16 protein-coding genes are annotated in these 19,211 nt (G+C 64.1%); 12 read left to right on the top strand and 4 right to left on the bottom strand.

What is annotated here, in order from left to right:
- The first annotated feature begins 45 nt into the window (after nt 1-45).
- From AC4HIX_RS05585 to AC4HIX_RS05575, 3 genes are all read left to right on the top strand, one after another.
- Complete coding sequence (locus AC4HIX_RS05585; protein ID WP_490398214.1) at nt 46-576, top strand: gamma-glutamylcyclotransferase; 531 nt, start codon at nt 46-48, stop codon at nt 574-576.
- A gap of 78 nt (nt 577-654) precedes the next feature.
- Complete coding sequence (locus AC4HIX_RS05580; RefSeq protein ID WP_490398213.1) at nt 655-1,845, top strand: biopolymer transporter ExbB; 1,191 nt, start codon at nt 655-657, stop codon at nt 1,843-1,845.
- A 3-nt stretch (nt 1,846-1,848) separates the two neighbouring features.
- Nucleotides 1,849-3,690: a peptidoglycan -binding protein gene (locus AC4HIX_RS05575; RefSeq protein WP_490398212.1), complete on the top strand. Its 1,842-nt coding sequence runs from the start codon at nt 1,849-1,851 to the stop codon at nt 3,688-3,690.
- Between the two features lie 356 nt (nt 3,691-4,046).
- Here the strand turns inward: AC4HIX_RS05575 and AC4HIX_RS05570 are convergent, their stop codons facing one another.
- The 3 genes from AC4HIX_RS05570 to gloB all read right to left on the bottom strand — a co-directional run bounded on the left by AC4HIX_RS05570 (nt 4,047) and on the right by gloB (nt 8,298).
- Nucleotides 4,047-5,024 (bottom strand): M23 family metallopeptidase, encoded by a 978-nt coding sequence (locus AC4HIX_RS05570; RefSeq protein ID WP_490398211.1) that lies wholly within the window; start codon nt 5,022-5,024, stop codon nt 4,047-4,049.
- Nucleotides 5,024-7,348, bottom strand: coding sequence for an ATP-dependent Clp protease ATP-binding subunit ClpA (gene clpA, locus AC4HIX_RS05565; RefSeq protein WP_475050571.1), 2,325 nt, complete (start codon nt 7,346-7,348; stop codon nt 5,024-5,026). Before clpA ends, AC4HIX_RS05570 begins: the two co-directional genes overlap by 1 nt.
- A gap of 176 nt (nt 7,349-7,524) precedes the next feature.
- Nucleotides 7,525-8,298 (bottom strand): hydroxyacylglutathione hydrolase, encoded by a 774-nt coding sequence (gloB, locus tag AC4HIX_RS05560; RefSeq protein ID WP_490398210.1) that lies wholly within the window; start codon nt 8,296-8,298, stop codon nt 7,525-7,527.
- Nucleotides 8,299-8,353: 55 nt separating this feature from the next.
- On the opposite strand from gloB, the gene AC4HIX_RS05555 reads away from it, so the two are divergent.
- The 9 genes from AC4HIX_RS05555 (at nt 8,354) to AC4HIX_RS05515 (ending at nt 18,112) form a co-directional block, all read left to right on the top strand.
- On the top strand, nt 8,354-9,100 hold the full coding sequence (locus AC4HIX_RS05555) for a class I SAM-dependent methyltransferase (RefSeq protein WP_475050575.1): 747 nt from the start codon (nt 8,354-8,356) through the stop codon (nt 9,098-9,100).
- A gap of 374 nt (nt 9,101-9,474) precedes the next feature.
- Complete coding sequence (locus AC4HIX_RS05550; protein ID WP_475050576.1) at nt 9,475-10,035, top strand: F0F1 ATP synthase subunit delta; 561 nt, start codon at nt 9,475-9,477, stop codon at nt 10,033-10,035.
- Nucleotides 10,036-11,574, top strand: a complete 1,539-nt coding sequence (atpA, locus tag AC4HIX_RS05545; protein ID WP_475050577.1) for a F0F1 ATP synthase subunit alpha — start codon at nt 10,036-10,038, stop codon at nt 11,572-11,574.
- Nucleotides 11,575-11,589: 15 nt separating this feature from the next.
- Nucleotides 11,590-12,465, top strand: a complete 876-nt coding sequence (locus AC4HIX_RS05540) for a F0F1 ATP synthase subunit gamma (RefSeq protein ID WP_490398209.1) — start codon at nt 11,590-11,592, stop codon at nt 12,463-12,465.
- A gap of 21 nt (nt 12,466-12,486) precedes the next feature.
- Nucleotides 12,487-13,911, top strand: a complete 1,425-nt coding sequence (gene atpD, locus AC4HIX_RS05535; protein ID WP_490398208.1) for a F0F1 ATP synthase subunit beta — start codon at nt 12,487-12,489, stop codon at nt 13,909-13,911.
- A 55-nt stretch (nt 13,912-13,966) separates the two neighbouring features.
- Entirely contained in the window at nt 13,967-14,380 is a 414-nt protein-coding gene (locus AC4HIX_RS05530; RefSeq protein WP_222507776.1) for a F0F1 ATP synthase subunit epsilon, read from the top strand.
- Nucleotides 14,381-14,569: 189 nt separating this feature from the next.
- The gene (locus AC4HIX_RS05525; protein WP_490398207.1) at nt 14,570-14,962 is read left to right on the top strand and encodes a GFA family protein; all 393 of its coding nucleotides are present in this window, start codon (nt 14,570-14,572) and stop codon (nt 14,960-14,962) included.
- Nucleotides 14,963-15,145: 183 nt separating this feature from the next.
- Nucleotides 15,146-16,750, top strand: coding sequence for a class I SAM-dependent methyltransferase (locus tag AC4HIX_RS05520; protein WP_490398206.1), 1,605 nt, complete (start codon nt 15,146-15,148; stop codon nt 16,748-16,750).
- Between the two features lie 144 nt (nt 16,751-16,894).
- Complete coding sequence (locus AC4HIX_RS05515; protein WP_475050589.1) at nt 16,895-18,112, top strand: PAS domain-containing protein; 1,218 nt, start codon at nt 16,895-16,897, stop codon at nt 18,110-18,112.
- 7 nt (nt 18,113-18,119) lie between these two features.
- Here AC4HIX_RS05515 and AC4HIX_RS05510 read toward each other — a convergent pair whose 3' ends face one another.
- Entirely contained in the window at nt 18,120-19,148 is a 1,029-nt protein-coding gene (locus AC4HIX_RS05510) for a GlxA family transcriptional regulator (RefSeq protein WP_490398205.1), read from the bottom strand.
- Nucleotides 19,149-19,211 lie beyond the last annotated feature (63 nt).

Genomic DNA, 19,211 nt, shown 5'->3' with positions numbered 1-19,211 from the left:
ACAGGATTGCTGTTTATAGGGGGGGAGCAGAAAGGGCCAGACGACATGACCATGTGGGTATTCGGATACGGATCACTTCTTTGGAACCCCGGTTTCCCGGTGGCCCGGCGAGAGGTGGCGGTGCTGCACGGCTATGCGCGTTCCTTCTGCATGACCTCGATCCACCACCGCGGCACAGAGGACCATCCGGGCCTGGTGCTGGCGCTCGATGAAACCGAAGGCGCCCACTGCAAGGGGCTGGCGCTGTCGGTGGAGCAGGGTCACGAGGAGCAGACCCTGGCGGAGCTGCGCGAGCGCGAACTGATCTCCTCGGCCTATCTGGAGCGCGACCTGGAGGTGGAGCTCACGGATGGCTCATCGGTGACCGCCGTCACCTATGTGATCGACCCGCACCACGTGCAGTACTGCGGCGGCCTCAGCCTGGAGAAGCAGGCGCAGATCATCGCCCATGCGGTCGGCGGGCGCGGGCCCAACACCGAGTATCTCTATAACACCGCCGAACATCTGGCTGAGATCGGCCTGCATGACAGCGATCTCGACTGGCTGGCCGGCCGGGTGCGGGAAATCACCGCATAAAGCCTTGGCGCTTCTGACACTTTGCTTATAGGCTGCGAACGCAATAAGAGCAGTCAAAAGTGTCAGGAGCCAAGACGTATGGCGCAGCCAGACCGTAAGACCCGGCCGCAGTTCTCCCAGCCGGTGCGGCAGATCATCATGATGCTGATCGCACTCGGGCTCTCGGGCTTTGGCGCCTTTGTGGCGCTGCCGCGGGTGCTGCCGGTGTTCGAGGCCAACCCCTGGCTCAACGGCTTCATCGTCTTTGTCTTCGTGATCGGGGTGCTGGCCTGCTTCTGGCAGGTGGTGCAGCTCATTGGCTCGGTGCGCTGGATCGAACGCTTTGCCGCCGGCGACAGCCAGGAGCACCGCCGCCCGCCGTCGATGCTGGCACCGCTGGCCTCGCTCCTGGCGACGCGCAGCGCGCGGATGCAGCTGGGCTCGGCCTCGACCCGCTCCATTCTGGACTCGGTCGCCAGCCGCATCGACGAGGACCGGGAAATCACCCGCTATATCGTCAACCTGCTGATCTTTCTCGGCCTTCTCGGCACCTTCTACGGCCTGGCCACCACTGTGCCCGCCGTCGTCGACACCATCCGCAGCCTGGCACCGCAGGAAGGGGAGGAAGGGCTTTCCGTCTTCAACCGCCTGATGACGGGTCTTGAGGCGCAGCTGGGCGGCATGGGCGTGGCCTTTGCCTCCTCGCTGCTGGGCCTGGCCGGATCGCTGATCGTGGGCCTGCTGGAGCTGTTCGCGGGCCACGGCCAGAACCGGTTCTACCGCGAGCTGGAGGAATGGCTGTCCTCGATCACCCGCGTCAGCTTCTCCTCCGGCGAGGATGGCGCCAGCGACAGCGGTGTGGTCTCGCAGGTGCTCGACAACATGGCCGAGCAGATGGACGCGCTGCAAATGATGTTTGCCGAGACCTCCGAAGGCCGCGCGGCGGTGGACCGGAAACTTGGCGCGTTGGTGGAAACCATCCAGGAAATGAACCAGCGTCAGGAGCAGACCGGCACCATCACAGCGGCGCTGGACCGGGTTGCGGTGGGGCAGGAAGCGCTGACCGAGATCCTGCGCGCTCAGGGCGAACAGGGCGGCATCGACGCCGAAAGCCGGATGCGGCTGCGGTCGATCGACGTGCAGATGCTGCGCATCCTTGAAGAGATTTCAGCGGGCCGCCAGGAAAGCCTGGCTGAGCTTCGCAAGGACATCGACCTGATGATCAAGGCCTTTGCCCGCCCGCGCGGGCTGTCGCGCGGGGGCCTGCCGGGCCGGGACGCGGGGGAATAACCGATGGCCCTTTCCCGGCGCACAGGGCAGCGGTTCCAGGCCTCGATCTGGCCCGGGTTTGTCGATGCGATGACCGGGCTGCTGCTGGTGCTGATGTTTGTGCTGACCATCTTCATGGTGGTCCAGTTTGTGCTGCGCGAGACCATTACAGGCCAGGAAAGCGAGCTGGATGAGCTCTCCGCTGAAGTCAGCGCGCTGGCCTCTGCGCTGGGTCTTGAAGAGCGTGAAAACAGCCGCCTGAACGCCCGCCTTGGGGCGCTGACCTCGACGCTCAACACCGCTGAACAGGACCTGGAACAGGCCCGCAGCCTGATCACCTCTCTGACCGCGGAACGCGACCGGCAGGCGGGCGAACTGGCCGAGGCCGCCAGCCGCATCACCAGTTTCGAGGCGCAGGTGGCCGCCCTGATCGCCAGCCGCGATGCCGCGCAGGCCCGGGTGGCGGACCTGAGCGCCGAACGCGAAAGCCTGGAGGCGGCGCGTGCGGCTCTGCTGAGTGAACAGGAGGCGCTGAACCTGGCGCTGGCCCAGGCCCGCGGTGAGATTGATGCCCAGGCAGAGGCCGCCCGGCTGGCCGCGGCAGAGCGCGAGGCGATGGAGGCCCTGATCGCCAGCCTAGAGGCTGAGGAGGCCGCGAATTCCAAGGAAATCGCAGGTCTTCAGGAACAGCTGAGCGCCGAGGAAGCGGCCCGGATGGTGGAAGCCGCCGCCGCCGAAGCGCTGCGCGAAAAACTGCAATCGGCAGATGCCGAGCTCACCGCGATGACCCTGGCGCTGGAGGCGCAGCGGCAGGAGGCGGAGGACACCCTGACATTGCTCGCCGCAGCCGAGGCCGCAAAGAAGCAGCTGGACACACAATTGTCCGGACTGGAAGCAGCCCGTGCAGGCGCTGATGCCGAAGCCGGGCGGCTGGCGGCGGAGCTGGCAGAGGCAAAGGCCGCGCTGGCGGCGGCGGAAACCCAGGCAGGTGAGCTGGACGTGTTGCGCCAGCGGCTGCTGGCGGCCGTCGCCGCGCAGGAAACCGCAGAGGCCAGCGCCGCCGAGCAGCTGAGCCGCGCCGAAGAGCGCGCAGCCCTGCTGGCGCAGGCGCGCTCGGCGCTGTCGGAGGAGCAGGCCCTGTCCGAGGAGGCCCGCCGCGAAACCGCGCTGCTGAACCAGCAGGTGGCGGCCCTGCGCGAACAGCTGGGCGGGCTTCAGGCCATTCTGGATGACTACCAGGCCCGCGACGCCGCGCAGCAGGTACAGCTGCAGAATCTGGGTCAGGACCTGAACGCAGCCTTGGCCCGTGCCGCATCAGAGGAGCGCAGGCGGCGGCTGCTGGAGGAGCAGGAGCGCAAGCGGCTGGAAGCCGAGGCCGAGGCGCTGGCCAGCAAGGCGCAGGATCTGGAGCGCTACCGGTCGGAGTTCTTTGGCCGTCTGCGCGACCTATTGGGCACTCAGGAAGGCGTGCGCATCCAGGGCGACCGCTTTGTCTTTGCCTCCGAGGTGCTGTTCACCCCGGGCAGCGCCACCCTGTCGCCGGAGGGGCGGGTGGAAATCGCCAAGGTGGTGTCGATCCTGCAAAGCGTGGTGGCGGCGATCCCGCCGGAGATCAACTGGATCATCCGGGTTGACGGCCACACCGATGACACGCCTTTGGGGGCGCATCCGAAGTTTGCCGATAACTGGGAGCTCAGCCAGGGGCGGGCGCTGTCGGTGGTGCGTTACATGGTGGAGGCGCTGGGGGTGCCGCCGTCGCGTCTGGCGGCTAACGGCTTTGGTGAGTACCAGCCGGTGAACCCGGCAGACACACCGGAGGCGCGCGCGCAGAACCGCCGGATCGAGCTGAAATTCACCGAGAAATGACCGAGAGCATCGCGCCTGGCGCTTGGCTTGCGCTCAGGCCGCCGCCTGCGGGCGCGCGCGGGACCTGCGGCATGCGGCCGGCGGCAGGTGCAACCCGCTTCACTAATGGAGACAAGCTACTAGTTACACACGGGTTGCGGCCCCACCGGGCAGTAGGGCTCTTCTAAAACTATTGCGAACTCGGGAGTTATCAACTTTTCGTCGTGAAACGCCGCGCAAGGGGCGGTGGCTTCACCCGCAACCAGGGGGGCTCCCGCCCGGTGCCTGGCCGCCCCAGTGGGACGTCCGCACCCGTTGGGCTGGGCATCTGCCGGGGCTGGCGCCCCGGCAGATGCGGAACCGCTATTCATCAGGTGTCACTGCAAGGCGCCCGCCAGCGTCATGCTGCTGCTGAAACTGTCCACCTCGCTGCCGCCGCGCAGCAGCCGGGCCGTTCCGGTATAGCTGCCCGCGGGCCAGGACCCGCCGCGCAACCGGCGGCCGGCGGCGCGGAAGAACTGCGCCTGGTTCTTATTCAGGGCCTCGCTGTGGGCAACAAGCTCGCCGCCGGGGCCGGTCACCGTCAGCTCCAGCGTGTCGCCGGCCTGGCCGCCAAAGGCGTAGGCCCAGAACACAAAGGCCGGCGCATCCGCGGCCAGCGGCGCCTGATCCGCGGTGCCGTCCTTAACGTCCTGGTATTGGGGAATGGCGGTGCTGAAGCCCGCGCCCAGCACCCCGCCGGGCTGGTAGGCCGGCGGATCGGCCCAGAGCGTCTGCCCGGACGGGCCGCCGCAGGTGCCCAAGCTGTCGGGGGCAAAGGGATCAACCACCGCGCCATCCTTGCGGACGGATAGATGCAGGTGCGGAAACTGGGTCTTGCCGGAGAGGCCAACCTCGCCCAGCACGTCGCCGGCCCTGACCTTCATCCCGCTTTGGACCCGGACCGAGCCGCGTTTCATGTGGCAATACTGGGTTTCCCAGCCGCCGCCGTGGCGGAGCACGACGCCGTTGCCGCATTCCCTGCCGTCGATCCCGTCCGCGTTTGCATCCGTCGCGTACTGATCCGGCATTGTGTTGCGGGTGCCGAGCACAACACCATCTGCGGCGGCAAGCACCGCGGCACCGGACCGCATGTCCGCGAGAAAGGGCAGGGCGATATCCGTCCCCTTGTGGCCCTCATAGCTGAGGGTGCCGCAGGTGAAATCCGCAGCCCCCGGTCCCGGATCATGGTCCACGAACTGCTGGATATGGCAGTCCTGGCCCAAGGTGCAGTCCAGCGGGAACTGCAAACGAAAATCGCCCGCCGCGGCTGGCGCGGCGAGCGATATAGCAATCAGAAGCCCTGCAGGGCGCATCAGTCCGCGGTCAGCAGCGGCGGCTTGTCGCCGGAAATCCGCGGGTTGCTGGGGCCTTCCAGGCGCAGTTCCAGCTTGCCGTCCTTGATACCGACCTTGACGACACCGCCCTTGGTCAGCTTGCCGAAGAGCAGCTCCTCGGCCAGCGGCTTCTTGATGTGCTCCTGAATGACCCGGCCCAGAGGCCGCGCGCCCATGCGGTCGTCGTAGCCCTTGTCGGCCAGCCATTCGGCCGCCTTACGGGTCAGCTCGATCGAGACATTGCGGTCCATCAGCTGCGCTTCCAGCTGCAGGACGAATTTCTCGACCACCTGCAGGATCACCTCTTTGCCCAACGGCGCGAAGGAGATCACCGCGTCCAGACGGTTGCGGAACTCCGGCGTGAAGGTGCGCTCGATGGCGGCGGTGTCCTCGCCCTCGCGGCGGTCGCGGCCAAAGCCGATGGCGGCCTTTGCCATGTCCGAGGCGCCCGCGTTGGAGGTCATAATCAGGATCACATTGCGGAAGTTCACGGTCCGGCCGTTGTGGTCGGTCAGCTGGCCGTTGTCCATCACCTGCAGCAGGATGTTGTAGACATCCGGATGCGCCTTCTCGATCTCGTCAAGCAGCAGCACGCAGTGCGGGTGCTGGTCGACACCGTCAGTCAGCAGGCCGCCCTGGTCGAAACCGACATAGCCCGGAGGCGCGCCGATCAGGCGGGAGACCGCGTGTTTTTCCATGTACTCGGACATGTCAAACCGCAGCAGCTCAACGCCCAGCTGGTCTGCCAGCTGCTTGGCCACCTCGGTCTTGCCGACACCGGTGGGGCCTGCAAACAGGTAGTTGCCGATGGGCTTTTCCGGTTCGCGCAGGCCGGCACGGGCCAGCTTGATGGCGCTCGACAGGGCGGTGATTGCATCGTCCTGGCCGAAGACCACGCGCTTCAGCGACTTCTCCAGATCCTTCAGCACCTCGGCATCGTCCTTGGAGACGTTCTTGGGCGGGATGCGGGCGATCTTCGCCACCACAGCCTCGATTTCCTTGACGCCGATGGTCTTGCGGCGCTTGCTTTCGATGATCAGATGCTGCGCGGCGCCGGCCTCGTCGATGACGTCGATGGCCTTGTCCGGCAGCTTGCGGTCGTTGATGTAGCGCGCCGACAGCTCCACTGCGGTCTTGATCGCGTCGCCGGTGAACTTGATGCCGTGATGCTCCTCGAAATAGGGTTTCAGCCCCTTCAGGATCTCGATGGAGTCTTCCACCGACGGCTCGTTCACGTCGATCTTCTGGAACCGGCGGGACAGGGCGCGGTCCTTCTCGAAGTGCTGGCGGAACTCCTTATAGGTGGTCGAGCCCATGGTGCGCAGCTTGCCGCCCTGCAGCGCAGGTTTCAGCAGGTTGGATGCATCCATGGCGCCGCCGGAGGTGGCACCTGCACCGATCACGGTGTGGATCTCGTCGATGAAAAGCACCGCGTCCGGGTGCTCCTCCAGCTCGGAGACCACGGCCTTCAGCCGTTCCTCGAAATCGCCGCGGTAGCGGGTGCCGGCCAGCAATGCGCCCATGTCGAGCGAGTAGATGGTGGTTTCCGACAGGATATCCGGGGTTTCACCGGAGACGATGCGGCGCGCCAGGCCTTCAGCGATTGCGGTCTTGCCAACGCCGGGGTCGCCCACCAGCAGCGGGTTGTTCTTGCGGCGGCGGCACAGCACCTGGATGCAGCGCTCCACCTCGTGATCGCGGCCGATCAGCGGGTCGATGTCGCCGTCGCGGGACTTGGCGTTCAGGTCGACGCAGTATTTCGCAAGCGCGCTTTCCTTCTTCTCGCCTTCGGGCGCGGTGGTCAGGTTGTCCTCTTCCTGATCCGTCGCGCCGGTGACCGGGCGGGATTCCCCGTAGGCCGGGTCCTTGGCAACGCCGTGGGCGATGAAGTTCACCGCGTCATAACGGGTCATCTCCTGGTCCTGCAGGAAGTAGGCGGCATCGCTTTCGCGCTCGGCAAAGATCGCCACCAGCACATTGGCGCCTGTCACCTCGGTCCGACCGGAGCTTTGAACGTGGATCGCGGCGCGCTGAATGACGCGCTGGAAGGCGGCGGTCGGCACCGCCTCGGATCCGTCTATGTCGGTGACCAGATTGGCAAGATCCTCATCCACGAATTCCACCAGGGAGGATCGCAATTCGGTCAGGTCGACACTGCAGGCGCGCATCACGCGGGCCGCGTCGGGCTCGTCGATCAGGGCCAGAAGCAGATGTTCCAGGGTTGCGAATTCATGACGGCGTTCATTCGCCAGCGCCAGCGCTGCGTGAATGGCCTGTTCCAGGGTGCTCGAGAATGAAGGCACGGGCGTGCTCCTCTGATCTTGGGTTGGCCGGCGGGGCGGTATTAACCAACCCCTCAGTTCAACCATGTGCTTATATGGTTAGAGTTTGGTTGATAGCGCGCCGGCTTCAAGGGCTTTTCTTCATTTTGGGGTCACAATTATTTTCTCCCTGTGGCGCCGTGATGCCCTTGAACTGCTCAGAAATTGTCCTTGCGCTTGCGGATTTCGGCGAAAACTGCTGCGTCTTCAGCATCTTCCATGCCCAGATGCGCTCTCACGGCACTGTCACCCGCGCGCAGGAAAGGATTGGTGCCGAGTTCCAGCTGCAGGGACGAAGGCACTGTCGGGACGCCGTTTTCACGGGCCTTTGCGATATCCCTGATGCGATCCTGCAACGCCGGGTTGCCCGGGTCCACGGTGGCCGCAAATGCACCGTTGGACCGGGTGTATTCATGCCCTGAGTAAACCATAGTTTGCGGCGGCAGCGCGGCAAGACGCGACAGGCTGGCCCACATCTGCTGCGGCGTGCCCTCAAACAGCCGCCCGCAGCCCAGTGCCATCAGGCTGTCCGCAGTAAACACCGCTTCTGCGCCGGGGATGTAATAGGCGATGTGGCCCACCGTGTGGCCGGAGACATCCATCACCTGAACCTCTTCGCCCAGCAGGGAGAATGCACCGCCATCCTCGACCGCCATGTCCAGCGGCGGCAGCCGGTGCGCGTCTGCCTTGGCGCCAACCACCTTGGCGCCAAAGGCATCCCGCAGCTCTGCCACGCCATCCACATGGTCCCAATGATGGTGGGTCAGCAGGATCCAGTCCAGCCCCCAGCCGCGTTCCGCCAGCGCGGCCTTGACCGCACCGGCTTCGGGCGCATCCACCAGCGCGGTCTCGCCCGAGCCCGGATTATGGATCAAAAAGGCATAGTTATCCGACAGGCAGGGCAGGGTGATGATCTCAAGAGGCATGGTCATTCGCCTTTACATTGCTAAACTGCGCCCAGATTGGCCGAAGCAGCAGGCGCCCGCAATGCATCTTGATGTTCAGGATCTGAGGAACTTCTATTACCGCAGCACGCTGGGCCGCGCGGCGCAGGCGTCGATCCGCGGCCGCCTGCTGGAGCTGTGGCCGGAAGCCGAGGGGCTGACGGTTGCGGGCTTCGGCTTTGCTGCGCCGCTCTTGCGCCCCTACCTGCCTGAGGCGCGCCGGGTGATGGCGCTGATGCCGGGTCCGCAGGGGGTAATGCAGTGGCCTGCTGGCATGCCCAATGTCTCGGTCCTGTGCGAGGAGACCAGCTGGCCCATCGACACTGGCCGGGTTGACCGGCTGGTGGTGCTGCACGGTCTGGAAACCTCGGAACGCCCCTCCCGCCTGCTGGAGGAATGCTGGCGGGTCTTGGGGCCGGGCGGGCGGGCGATTTTCATCGTGCCGAACCGGGCCGGGTTCTGGGCGCGCTCGGATCTTACCCCTTTCGGCTACGGCCGCCCCTATACGCTGCGCCAGCTGGAAGGCCAGCTGCGCGAGCATCAGTTCGCCATCGAGCAGCACACCGCGGCGCTGTACCGGCTGCCCAGCCACAAGCGGTTCTGGCTCAAATCCGGCGCCATGCTGGAAAAGATGGGCCGCAAACTGCCCGCGATGCTGGCCGGCGGGGTGTTCATGGTCGAGGTCAGCAAGCAGACCTACCCGCAAAAGGGCCACATGATCCGCACCAAGACCCCCAGCCGCATCCGGGTGCTGGAGGGGCTGTCCAACCCGATGCCCGAACCGGCCTGACGTCGCGGCCGCCGATTTCGATTCCCTGAAACTGTCCAAGTGGCCCCATGACCGCGCCAAAAGCGGCCTCAGCACCGATATGTGACGTTTTTTGGCGCAAATGCCGCTTTCCGGAATCGCAAAATCCTGCAGTTCAGCCGCACTTTTTTAATTACCGACTGTGGTCAAAGGGCCGCACTTCCTGCAAGTCATTGAAAACACGTGAAACATGCTTTCATCTGTTACCGTTATAGGCAGTTGATAGGTCGCATCCGCTCTGCTAGACCCACGCTGATTTCAACGCCCCGCTGCCAATGGGGGATGACTCACGCCCCCGGACGCCTCCTGAAGCCAGGTATGCCAACCGGGGCCAAAAACATATCGGAAGGGTGGACGTGTCCGAACCAGCTTCGATTTCTGCAGGCATTGCTGCGCGCTATGCCACGGCGGTGTTCGACATCGCTGAAGAAAACAAGGCGCTCGACAGCCTTGAAACCAGCATCAATGACCTGGCAGCCGCGCTGGCTGACAGCAAAGACCTCAACAGCCTGATCCACTCGCCGCTCGTGTCGCGCGAAGAGCAGGGCGCCGCGATCACCGCGGTGGCAGACAAGATGGGCCTGGAGCCCGTCCTGCGCAATACCCTTGCCCTGATGGCCGACAAACGCCGCCTGTTCGTGGTGCCCGCGATGATCGAGGCGCTGCGCGCCCGCCTGGCCGAAGCCCGCGGCGAAGTCACCGCCGAAGTGGTGTCCGCCAAGGCGCTGACCAAGACCCAGAGCGAAAAGCTGGCCAAGACTTTGGCTGAGCGCGTGGGCAAGAAAGTCACCATCAATGCTACCGTCGATGCGTCCATCATCGGCGGTCTCGTCGTTAAAGTGGGCTCGAAGATGATCGACAGCTCGATCCGCTCCAAGCTCAACTCCCTACAGAATGCAATGAAAGAGGTCGGATAAATGGGTATCCAAGCAGCAGAGATTTCTGCGATCCTGAAAGACCAGATCAAGAATTTTGGTCAAGAAGCCGAAGTGGCAGAAATCGGCCGCGTGCTGTCCGTTGGTGACGGTATTGCCCGCGTTTACGGCCTCGACAATGTTCAGGCCGGTGAAATGGTGGAATTCCCGGGCGGCATCATGGGCATGGCGCTGAACCTGGAAAACGACAACGTCGGTGTGGTTATCTTCGGCTCCGACCGCGACATTAAAGAAGGCGACACCGTCAAGCGCACCAACTCGATCGTGGACGTTCCGGCCGGCCCCGAGCTGCTGGGCCGCGTTGTCGACGGTCTGGGCAACCCGCTGGACGGCAAGGGCCCGATCAACGCCTCCCAGCGTCTGGTTGCAGACGTCAAGGCGCCGGGCATCATCCCGCGTAAATCGGTGCACGAGCCGATGGCAACCGGCCTCAAGTCCGTTGACGCGATGATCCCGATCGGCCGCGGCCAGCGTGAGCTGATCATCGGCGACCGTCAGACCGGTAAAACCGCCGTGGCTCTGGACACCATCCTGAACCAGAAAACCTACAACGACGCCGCAGGCGACGACGAGTCCAAGAAACTGTACTGCGTCTACGTTGCTGTCGGCCAGAAGCGTTCGACCGTTGCCCAGCTGGTGAAGAAGCTGGAAGAAGCCGGCGCGATGGAATACTCCATCGTTGTGGCCGCAACCGCGTCCGACCCGGCACCGCTGCAGTTCCTGGCGCCCTACGCCGCAACCGCGATGGCCGAATACTTCCGCGACAACGGCAAGCACGCGCTGATCATCTATGATGACCTGTCCAAGCAGGCCGTGGCCTACCGCCAGATGTCCCTGCTGCTGCGCCGTCCGCCGGGACGTGAAGCCTACCCGGGCGACGTTTTCTACCTGCACTCCCGCCTGCTGGAGCGTTCGGCCAAGCTGAACGAAGACTTCGGCGCCGGCTCGCTGACCGCTCTGCCGGTTATCGAAACCCAGGGCGGCGACGTGTCCGCGTTTATTCCGACCAACGTGATCTCGATCACCGACGGCCAGATCTTCCTGGAAACCGAGCTGTTCTACCAGGGCATCCGCCCCGCCGTGAACACCGGTCTGTCGGTTTCGCGTGTGGGCTCCTCGGCCCAGACCAACGCGATGAAGACCGTTGCAGGCCCGGTGAAACTGTCGCTGGCCCAGTACCGCGAGATGGCGGCCTTTGCCCAGTTCGGCTCCGACCTCGACGCCGCCACCCAGCAGCTGCTGGCCCGTGGCGCCCGTCTGACCGAGCTGATGAAGCAGCCGCAGTACTCGCCGCTGACCAACGCGGAAATCGTCTGCGTCATCTTCGCCGGCACCAACGGCTACCTCGACAAGGTCGACCTCAAGGACGTCGGCCGCTGGGAAGCCGGTCTGCTGGCGCACATGCGCGGCAAAGGCAAAGAGACCCTGGACTGGATCACCAACGAAGATCCCAAGATCAAGGGCGACGCCGCTGACAAACTCAAGGCTGCGATCGACGAATACGCCGCCACCTTCGCATAAGGAGAGAGTCGGGACATGCCTTCTCTCAAGGACCTTAAAAACAGGATCGAGTCGGTCAAATCGACCCGCAAGATCACCAAAGCCATGCAAATGGTGGCCGCGGCGAAACTTCGCCGCGCCCAGGAAGCTGCCGAGGATTCCCGGCCCTACACCAAGCGGTTCAATGCCGTGATGGCGGGGCTGGCGGCCTCGGTCGGCGGCTCCGACTCCGCGCCCAAGCTGCTCCGCGGCACCGGCTCGGACCAGGTGCACCTGCTGGTCGTGATGACTGCCGAGCGCGGTCTGTGCGGCGGCTTCAACTCGAACATTGCCAAGCTCGCCCGCCAGAAGGCGGCCGAGCTGAAGGCCGCGGGCAAGACGGTCAAGATCCTGACCGTCGGCAAAAAGGGCCGCGACGCCCTGAAACGCGACCTGGGCGATGATTTCGTCGGCCATGTGGACCTCAGCGAAGTCAAGCGCGTCGGCTATGCCAACGCGCAGGCGATCGCCAAGGACATCCTGACCCGGTTCGATGCTGGTGAATTCGACGTTGCCACGATCTTCTACTCGGAGTTCGTCAACGTGGTGACCCAGATCCCGACCGCGCAGCAGATCATCCCGGCTTCGTTTGAAGCTGAGGAAGGCGAAAGCTCTGGCGCTGTCTACGACTACGAACCCGGCGAAGAGCAGATCCTGGCGGACCTGCTGCCGCGCGGCGTGGCGACCCAGATCTTCTCGGGCCTGCTTGAAAACGGTGCATCCGAACAGGGTGCCCGGATGAGCGCGATGGACAACGCGACCCGCAACGCGGGCGAGATGATCGACAAGCTGACCATCGAGTTCAACCGCTCCCGCCAAGCCGTGATCACCAACGAGCTGATTGAAATCATTTCGGGCGCTGAGGCGCTCTAAGAGACAACCGGAGACCAACAAATGGCACAAGCAAAAGGCAAGGTGACCCAGATCATCGGCGCCGTTGTGGACGTCCAGTTCGACGACCACCTGCCCGCAATTCTGAACGCGCTGCACACCGAGAACGAGGGCAAGACCCTGGTTCTGGAAGTGGCCCAGCACCTGGGTGAAAACACCGTCCGCACCATCGCAATGGACGCAACCGAAGGCCTGGTCCGCGGCCGGGAAGTGACCGACACCGGCGCCCCGATCTCGATCCCGGTCGGCAACGCCACCCTGGGCCGCATCCTGAACGTCGTCGGTGAGCCGGTGGACGAAAAGGGCCCGGTCAACGCGACCGAGACCCGCGCAATCCACCAGCCCGCACCCGAGTTCAGCGACCAGTCGACCGAGTCCGAAGTCCTGGTGACCGGCATTAAGGTGATCGACCTGCTGGCCCCGTATTCCAAGGGCGGCAAGATCGGCCTGTTCGGCGGCGCCGGCGTGGGCAAAACCGTTCTGATCATGGAACTGATCAACAACATCGCAAAAGTGCACTCCGGCTACTCGGTGTTCGCGGGTGTTGGCGAGCGGACCCGTGAAGGCAACGACCTGTACTGGGAAATGATCGAATCCAACGTGATCAAGCCGGACAACCTGGAAGAATCCCAGGTGGCCCTGGTTTACGGTCAGATGAACGAGCCTCCGGGAGCCCGTGCCCGCGTTGCGCTGACCGGCCTGACCCTGGCCGAACAGTTCCGCGACCAGTCCGGCACCGACGTTCTGTTCTTCGTGGACAACATCTTCCGCTTCACCCAGGCGGGTTCGGAAGTGTCCGCTCTGCTCGGCCGTATCCCCTCCGCTGTGGGCTACCAGCCGACCCTGGCCACCGACATGGGCGCCATGCAGGAGCGTATTACCTCCACCAAGAACGGCTCGATCACCTCGATCCAGGCTGTGTACGTTCCCGCGGACGACCTTACCGACCCGGCACCGGCAACCACCTTTGCCCACCTGGACGCGACCACCGTTCTTAACCGTGCGATCTCGGAGCTGGGCATCTACCCGGCCGTGGACCCGCTGGACTCCACCTCGCGTCTGATGGACCCGGCGATCGTTGGCGAAGAGCACTATGCGGTTGCTTCCGACGTTCAGCAGATCCTCCAGCGCTACAAGTCGCTGCAGGACATCATCGCCATCCTCGGCATGGACGAACTGTCGGAAGAGGACAAGCTGACTGTTGCGCGTGCGCGTAAGATCCAGCGTTTCCTGTCCCAGCCGTTCGACGTTGCGAAGGTCTTCACCGGCTCCGATGGTGTCCAGGTTCCGCTGGAAGACACCATCTCGTCGTTCAAGGCTGTTGTGGCCGGCGAATACGACCACCTGCCCGAAGGCGCCTTCTACATGGTTGGCGGCATCGACGAAGTGATCGCCAAAGCCGAGAAGATGGCTGCGGAAGCCGCCTAAGAACGGATTTTCCCCCGCGCCTTTGCGTGCGGGGGAACCCTGAAAGGAGGCCCCAATGGCACAAACGATGCAATTCGACCTCGTGAGCCCCGAGCGCGCCCTGGCGTCGCTGCAGGCCAGCGCGGTTCAGATCCCCGGAGCCGAGGGTGACATGACGGCGATGCCTCAGCACGCGCCGACCATCACCACCCTGCGCCCCGGCGTGCTGAAGGTCGAAAGCCCGGAAGGCAACTCGGAGTATCTGGTGACCGGCGGTTTTGCCGAAATCGCAGGCGACAGCCTGTCGGTTCTGGCCGAACGCGCGATCCCGATGGCCGAGATGACCCGCGATCAGATGAACGCGCTGATCGAGGAAGCCCGCGAGATGTACAAGACCGCGAAAGAGGAAGACCAGCCGCACGGCCTGGTCGAGGACGCAGCCAAGCTGCTGGCCGACATGGAAGCCCTGGGCACCCATATGTCCCTCTGATCCAAACGCGGATTGGACAAATTGAAACCGGCTCCCTTTGGGGGCCGGTTTTCTTTTGGGGAGGGCGGGCTTCGGACGGCTGCAGGACGATAGTGGACCGTTCCTCAGTAGGAGCGGGATAGGGTATTTGCGGGACGTAGCTGACATTGCGCAGCTTTTATAATAGCCTTCTGAGGCGGAGGAATTACTATGGCAGAGCGCTTGATAGGCGGATGTAAATGTGGATTGGTTCGCTACCAAGGCACCTGTCTGGAAGCTCCCATGTTCCGATGCCACTGTCGTGATTGCCAGCAACTTACTGGCTCGGGGCATTCGGAGATGGTTCCCCTTGCGATCCAAGACTTCTCGATAAGCGACACCTCCAAAACCTACGAAATGGTGGGGAAATCGGGTCTATCGACGTTCAGCGGTTTCTGTCCGAATTGCGGATCACAACTTACGCGCAACAGTCAGCGGATGAGTGATCGGATATATGTGCATGCTTCTTCTCTCGACGATCCCAGCATCTATAAGCCAAAGAAATCAATCTATTCAGAGGCTGCTCAGGTGTGGGATGAAGCCGCGATCCTCAAGGAGCAATAAGGGCTCAAACCAGACCTTGGCTCGCGTTGAAGTGCGGGGTGTAACGGCAGCGTCAAATGGCGCTTCTTCCCTTCTCCACGCTTTCTCTTGCTCACCACGCCATTCCCAACACTCTTAACCCAATTCTCACCAAATTTTCGGAAATTACCCTGCATCACATAAACCCAACCAGCAGGATTTCCCGTGACCGATTGGACCTCCGGCTATGTCGCCGGCATCGACTACACCTTTGATTTTCACAGCCAGCTGACGCCGGCTCTGCTGGCGTTCGGAGCCATGCGCCAGGGGCACCGGCACGGGCTGGACAAGGCCAGGCTCTCCTATTGCGAGCTGGGCTGCGGCCAGGGGTTCTCGGCCAATCTGCTGGCAGCCGCCAATCCGCATATCGACTTTCACGCTATGGACTTCAGCCCCGCGCATATCGCCGGCGCGGCCGAACTGGCGCAGGAGGCGGGGCTGGAGAATGTGCATTTCCATGAACGCAGCTTCGAGGATTTCGGGCAAACCCCGGACCTGCCGGAGAGCTTCGACATCATCGCGCTGCACGGGGTCTACAGCTGGGTTTCCTTGGAAAACCGCCAGCATATCCTCCGCTTCATTGCTGAGCGGCTGCGGCCGGGCGGGCTGGTTTACGTCAGCAGCAACGCGCAGCCGGGCTGGGCTGCGGCGATGCCGCTGCGCCGCCTGCTCGCCAGCCGGGCAGAGCAGGGCAGCGGCCCGCTGGCCAAGCGGATCCAGGATGCCATGGCGTTTGCCCGCCAGCTGAACGCGGCCGGCGCGGGGTTCTTTGCCAGCAACCCGGCCGCCGCCAAGCGGCTCAAGCACATGGACGCGATGCCCGCCAACTATCTGGCGCATGAATATTTCAACAAGGACTGGACGCCGTTCCACTTCGAGGATCTGGCCGCGGAACTGGCAGGCGCCAAGCTGAGTTTTGCAGGCTCGGTGCATCCGCTCGACAATATCGACAGCGTCCGCTTCACGCCGCAGCAGCAGGCGCTGCTGGAGGCTGAGCCGGACCCGGATCGCCGCGAGGGCCTGCGGGATGTGCTGCTGAACGAGCATTTCCGCACCGACATCTTTGTGAAGGGCAAGCTGGCGCATACTCCGCGCGGCGAAATCGGTGCGTGGTTTGCAACGCCGTTTGCGCTCACCCGCACCTACAGCGGCGGCGCGCTCAAGTTCAATCACCGCGGCAAGGACCTGCCGCTGGAGCAGGAACAGTACGCGCCGGTTCTCAAGGCTCTGGCGAACGGCCCCGCAACGGTGCGCAGCCTGCTGGATCAGGGCGTGTTCGGCACCATGGACTGGGGCAGCATCGCCCTCATGCTGTCAGCGCTGGCAAGCACCGGCTGTATCGCGCCGTGCTTGCCGCAGGAGGGGCTGGCGGAGCGCGCCGCCGCCTGCCGTGCCTTCAACCAGGCCGTCTGCAAACGCGCAGAAGACAGCGAGGCCCTGCGCTTTCTTGCCTCGCCCGTCACCGGCGGCGGGGTGGAGCTTGACCGGTTTGAGCAGCTGTTCCTGCTGGCCCGAAGCGAGGGGCTGGAGACCCCGGCGGACTGGGCGGGCCTGGCCTGGCGCATCCTCGCGCCGCAGGGCCAGCGTCTGCAGCACGAGGGCCGGGTGCTGGAAACCGAAGAAGAGAACCTCGCCCTGCTGCGCGCCCGGGCCGGCAATTTCGCTGCCCGCCGCCTGCCGCTGCTGGAAAGCCTGGGCGTGACGCTTCAGGACAGCAGCGCTGCGCTGCAGGCCGGCGCAGCAGCGCGGGCACAGGGCGCCGCAGCCTGATTTCGCGTGCGCCGGCAGCGGTTCAGCAGCCGGCCCCGGACCGCCGCCGGAACGGCCGCAGGGCTGGCGCCGCATTAGCATTTTGACAAGCACTGGCGTTTAGACAGGACCCTGTAGAAAACTAACACTGACAGGAACTGAAACGTGTCCTTTGAAGACCGCACGCTGGCTGCTCCGGCAAGGAGCAAAGAAGCTTACTTTGCCTTGGACGAAGTGTTCTTTTCCCGAACCGATAGCCGTGGTGTTATCCGGGCCGGCAATGCGGTGTTCAGCCGGGTTGCCAAATACCCGCTGGAGGAGCTGCTGGGTGCGCCGCACAAGGTCATCCGCCATCCGGACATGCCCCGCGCCGTGTTCCAGCTTCTATGGGATACCATCAAGGACGGCGGCACCGTCGGCGCCTACGTCAAGAACCGCGCCAGCGACGGCAGCTTCTATTGGGTTTTTGCCATCGTCACCCCCTGCGAAGGCGGCTATTTGTCGGCGCGGATCAAGCCCACCAGCCCGCTGCTGCGCACGGTAGAGCAGGAGTACGCCAAGGTGCGCCAGGCAGAACAGGCCGAGGGGCTGAGCCCGGAGGACAGCGCTGCGCTTCTGCTCGCCCGCCTGAAGGAGCTGGGCTTTGACACCTACAACGATTTTGCAGGCCACGCCCTGGCAGAGGAGCTGCTGGCGCGCGATGCCGGTCTCAACCGCCCGGCCTGCGCCCGGCTGGCGGAACGCCGCACGATGCACGCAACCGCCGGCACGCTGGTCGGGGAGACCGAGGCGCTGGTGCAGGAGTTCGAATCCATGCGCACCATCCCGCATAACCTGCGGGTGATCGCCTCGCGGATCGAACCGGCGGGCGGGCCGGTGACGGTTCTGTCGCAGAACTACAGCTCCATGTCCCGCGACATGTCCAGCTGGTTCGAGGCTCACGTTTGGGGCAAGGACAGCAATTTCCGGGCCATCAAGGGCACCGTCACGGCGGCGATCTTTGTCGAAGGTCTGGCGCGCATCCTGACCGAATGCGGCCACCAGCTCGACCAGGAGGACGGCTCCGCCTCCACCGACATCGCCCGCGAGCAGGCTATCCTGTCGGAGCTGACCGAAACCCAGTTCACCAAGGCCCGGGCCAGCCTGCACGACGTCCGCTTTGAGGCCGACCGCATCCAGAAGGCCTGCCTGACGCTGCACCGCCACTTCATGGCGCTCACCACCACCCGGGTGCTGTGCAAGATCGAATGCGCGCGGCTGGGCCACGTGGGGGAATCGCTGAACTCGATCATTGACGAGCTGGGCCAGTTCCAGGACCGGATCTCGGCACGGCTCGAAAGGATCTCGGAGCTGAGCACCGCACTCGCCTGCGAAGAGGGCTGAGCGGCGCTCAGTCCCCGTTCTCTTTCGCTTTCTCCGCCCAGCTCTTGCGGAAGGAGGCGGGCGACTGCCCGTACCGCTTCTTGAACCGGATCGACAGCTGGGTGGCGCTGCTGAACCCGGTGGCGGCGGATATTTCTGCCACCGTCATGTTGGTCTCATTCAGCAAGGCCAGCGCCCGGCCCACCCGCAGCTCGATATAGAACTGCACCGGCGAGGTGCCGGCATAGCGCTGGAACAGCCGCTCCAGCTGGCGCCGCGAGATTTGCGCATGTTCTGCCACCACGCCGATCTCCACCGGCTCCTCAATGGTGTCATGCATGAACTGCATCGCGTTGATCAGATGCTGGTTACGGCTGCTGAGCGCCACGGAATAGGCCGACTTCTGCAGCGCCTCCCGGTTGTTGGAGCGGAAGTGGATGCACATGTCCGACACGATCACCGCCAGGTCCTTGCCGTGGTCAGTCTCGATCATCTCCAGCATCATGTCGGTGGCCGCATTGCCGCCGCCGCAGGTCATCATCCCGTTGTCGATCTCATAGAGGTTCGCAGTCGGTTCCAGCCCCGGAAAATACTCGGAAAACGACGGCTGGTTCTCCCAATGCAGGGTAAAGCGGTGGTCCTGCAGAATTCCTGCCTGGGCCAGGGCAAAGGCACCGGTGCAGATGCCGCCAAACCGGCTGCCATGGGCATTCTGCCGCCGGATCCAGGCGAGCGTTCGGGGATTGGTGCTGTCCGACGGCTCAATGCCGGAGCAGACAAAGGCAAAGCTGCCGCGCGGCAGGTCCTCCAGCGCCATGCCGGTGTTGATCTCAATACCGTTGGAACAGGGCACCGGCGCGCCGTCCTCGCTGATCAGAAACCAGCGGTACAGCTCCTTGCCAGTGACCTGATTGGCGATCCGCAAGGGTTCCACCGCGGCGCTGAATGCCAGCATGGTCAGCTTCGGCAGAAGCAGGAAGTAGATGTCTTTGGGCGGCCCGTCGTAATCAACCCGGAAACTGGCCGCACCTTTCGGGACAAAGCTGCGGAGTGTCATATCGCTAACCTAACAGATGGGATGTTCACTTTGAAATGCGCGCCGGAGGGGAGGCTCCGGCGC

It is taken from the genome of Leisingera sp., from assembly GCF_982940295.1.
The sequence above is the reverse complement of the archived record's forward strand: the minus strand, read 5'-3'. Positions and strand labels throughout refer to the sequence as shown.

Bases quoted from the DNA above. Each gene is read 5' to 3' on its own strand.
- AC4HIX_RS05585 (WP_490398214.1), top strand. From the start codon at position 46: ATGACCATGTGGGTATTCGGATACGGATCACTTCTTTGGAACCCCGGT.
- AC4HIX_RS05580 (WP_490398213.1), top strand. From the start codon at position 655: ATGGCGCAGCCAGACCGTAAGACCCGGCCGCAGTTCTCCCAGCCGGTG.
- AC4HIX_RS05575 (WP_490398212.1), top strand. From the start codon at position 1,849: ATGGCCCTTTCCCGGCGCACAGGGCAGCGGTTCCAGGCCTCGATCTGG.
- AC4HIX_RS05570 (WP_490398211.1), bottom strand. From the start codon at position 5,024: ATGCGCCCTGCAGGGCTTCTGATTGCTATATCGCTCGCCGCGCCAGCC.
- gloB (WP_490398210.1), bottom strand. From the start codon at position 8,298: ATGACCATGCCTCTTGAGATCATCACCCTGCCCTGCCTGTCGGATAAC.
- AC4HIX_RS05555 (WP_475050575.1), top strand. From the start codon at position 8,354: ATGCATCTTGATGTTCAGGATCTGAGGAACTTCTATTACCGCAGCACG.
- atpA (WP_475050577.1), top strand. From the start codon at position 10,036: ATGGGTATCCAAGCAGCAGAGATTTCTGCGATCCTGAAAGACCAGATC.
- AC4HIX_RS05540 (WP_490398209.1), top strand. From the start codon at position 11,590: ATGCCTTCTCTCAAGGACCTTAAAAACAGGATCGAGTCGGTCAAATCG.
- atpD (WP_490398208.1), top strand. From the start codon at position 12,487: ATGGCACAAGCAAAAGGCAAGGTGACCCAGATCATCGGCGCCGTTGTG.
- AC4HIX_RS05530 (WP_222507776.1), top strand. From the start codon at position 13,967: ATGGCACAAACGATGCAATTCGACCTCGTGAGCCCCGAGCGCGCCCTG.
- AC4HIX_RS05525 (WP_490398207.1), top strand. From the start codon at position 14,570: ATGGCAGAGCGCTTGATAGGCGGATGTAAATGTGGATTGGTTCGCTAC.
- AC4HIX_RS05510 (WP_490398205.1), bottom strand. From the start codon at position 19,148: ATGACACTCCGCAGCTTTGTCCCGAAAGGTGCGGCCAGTTTCCGGGTT.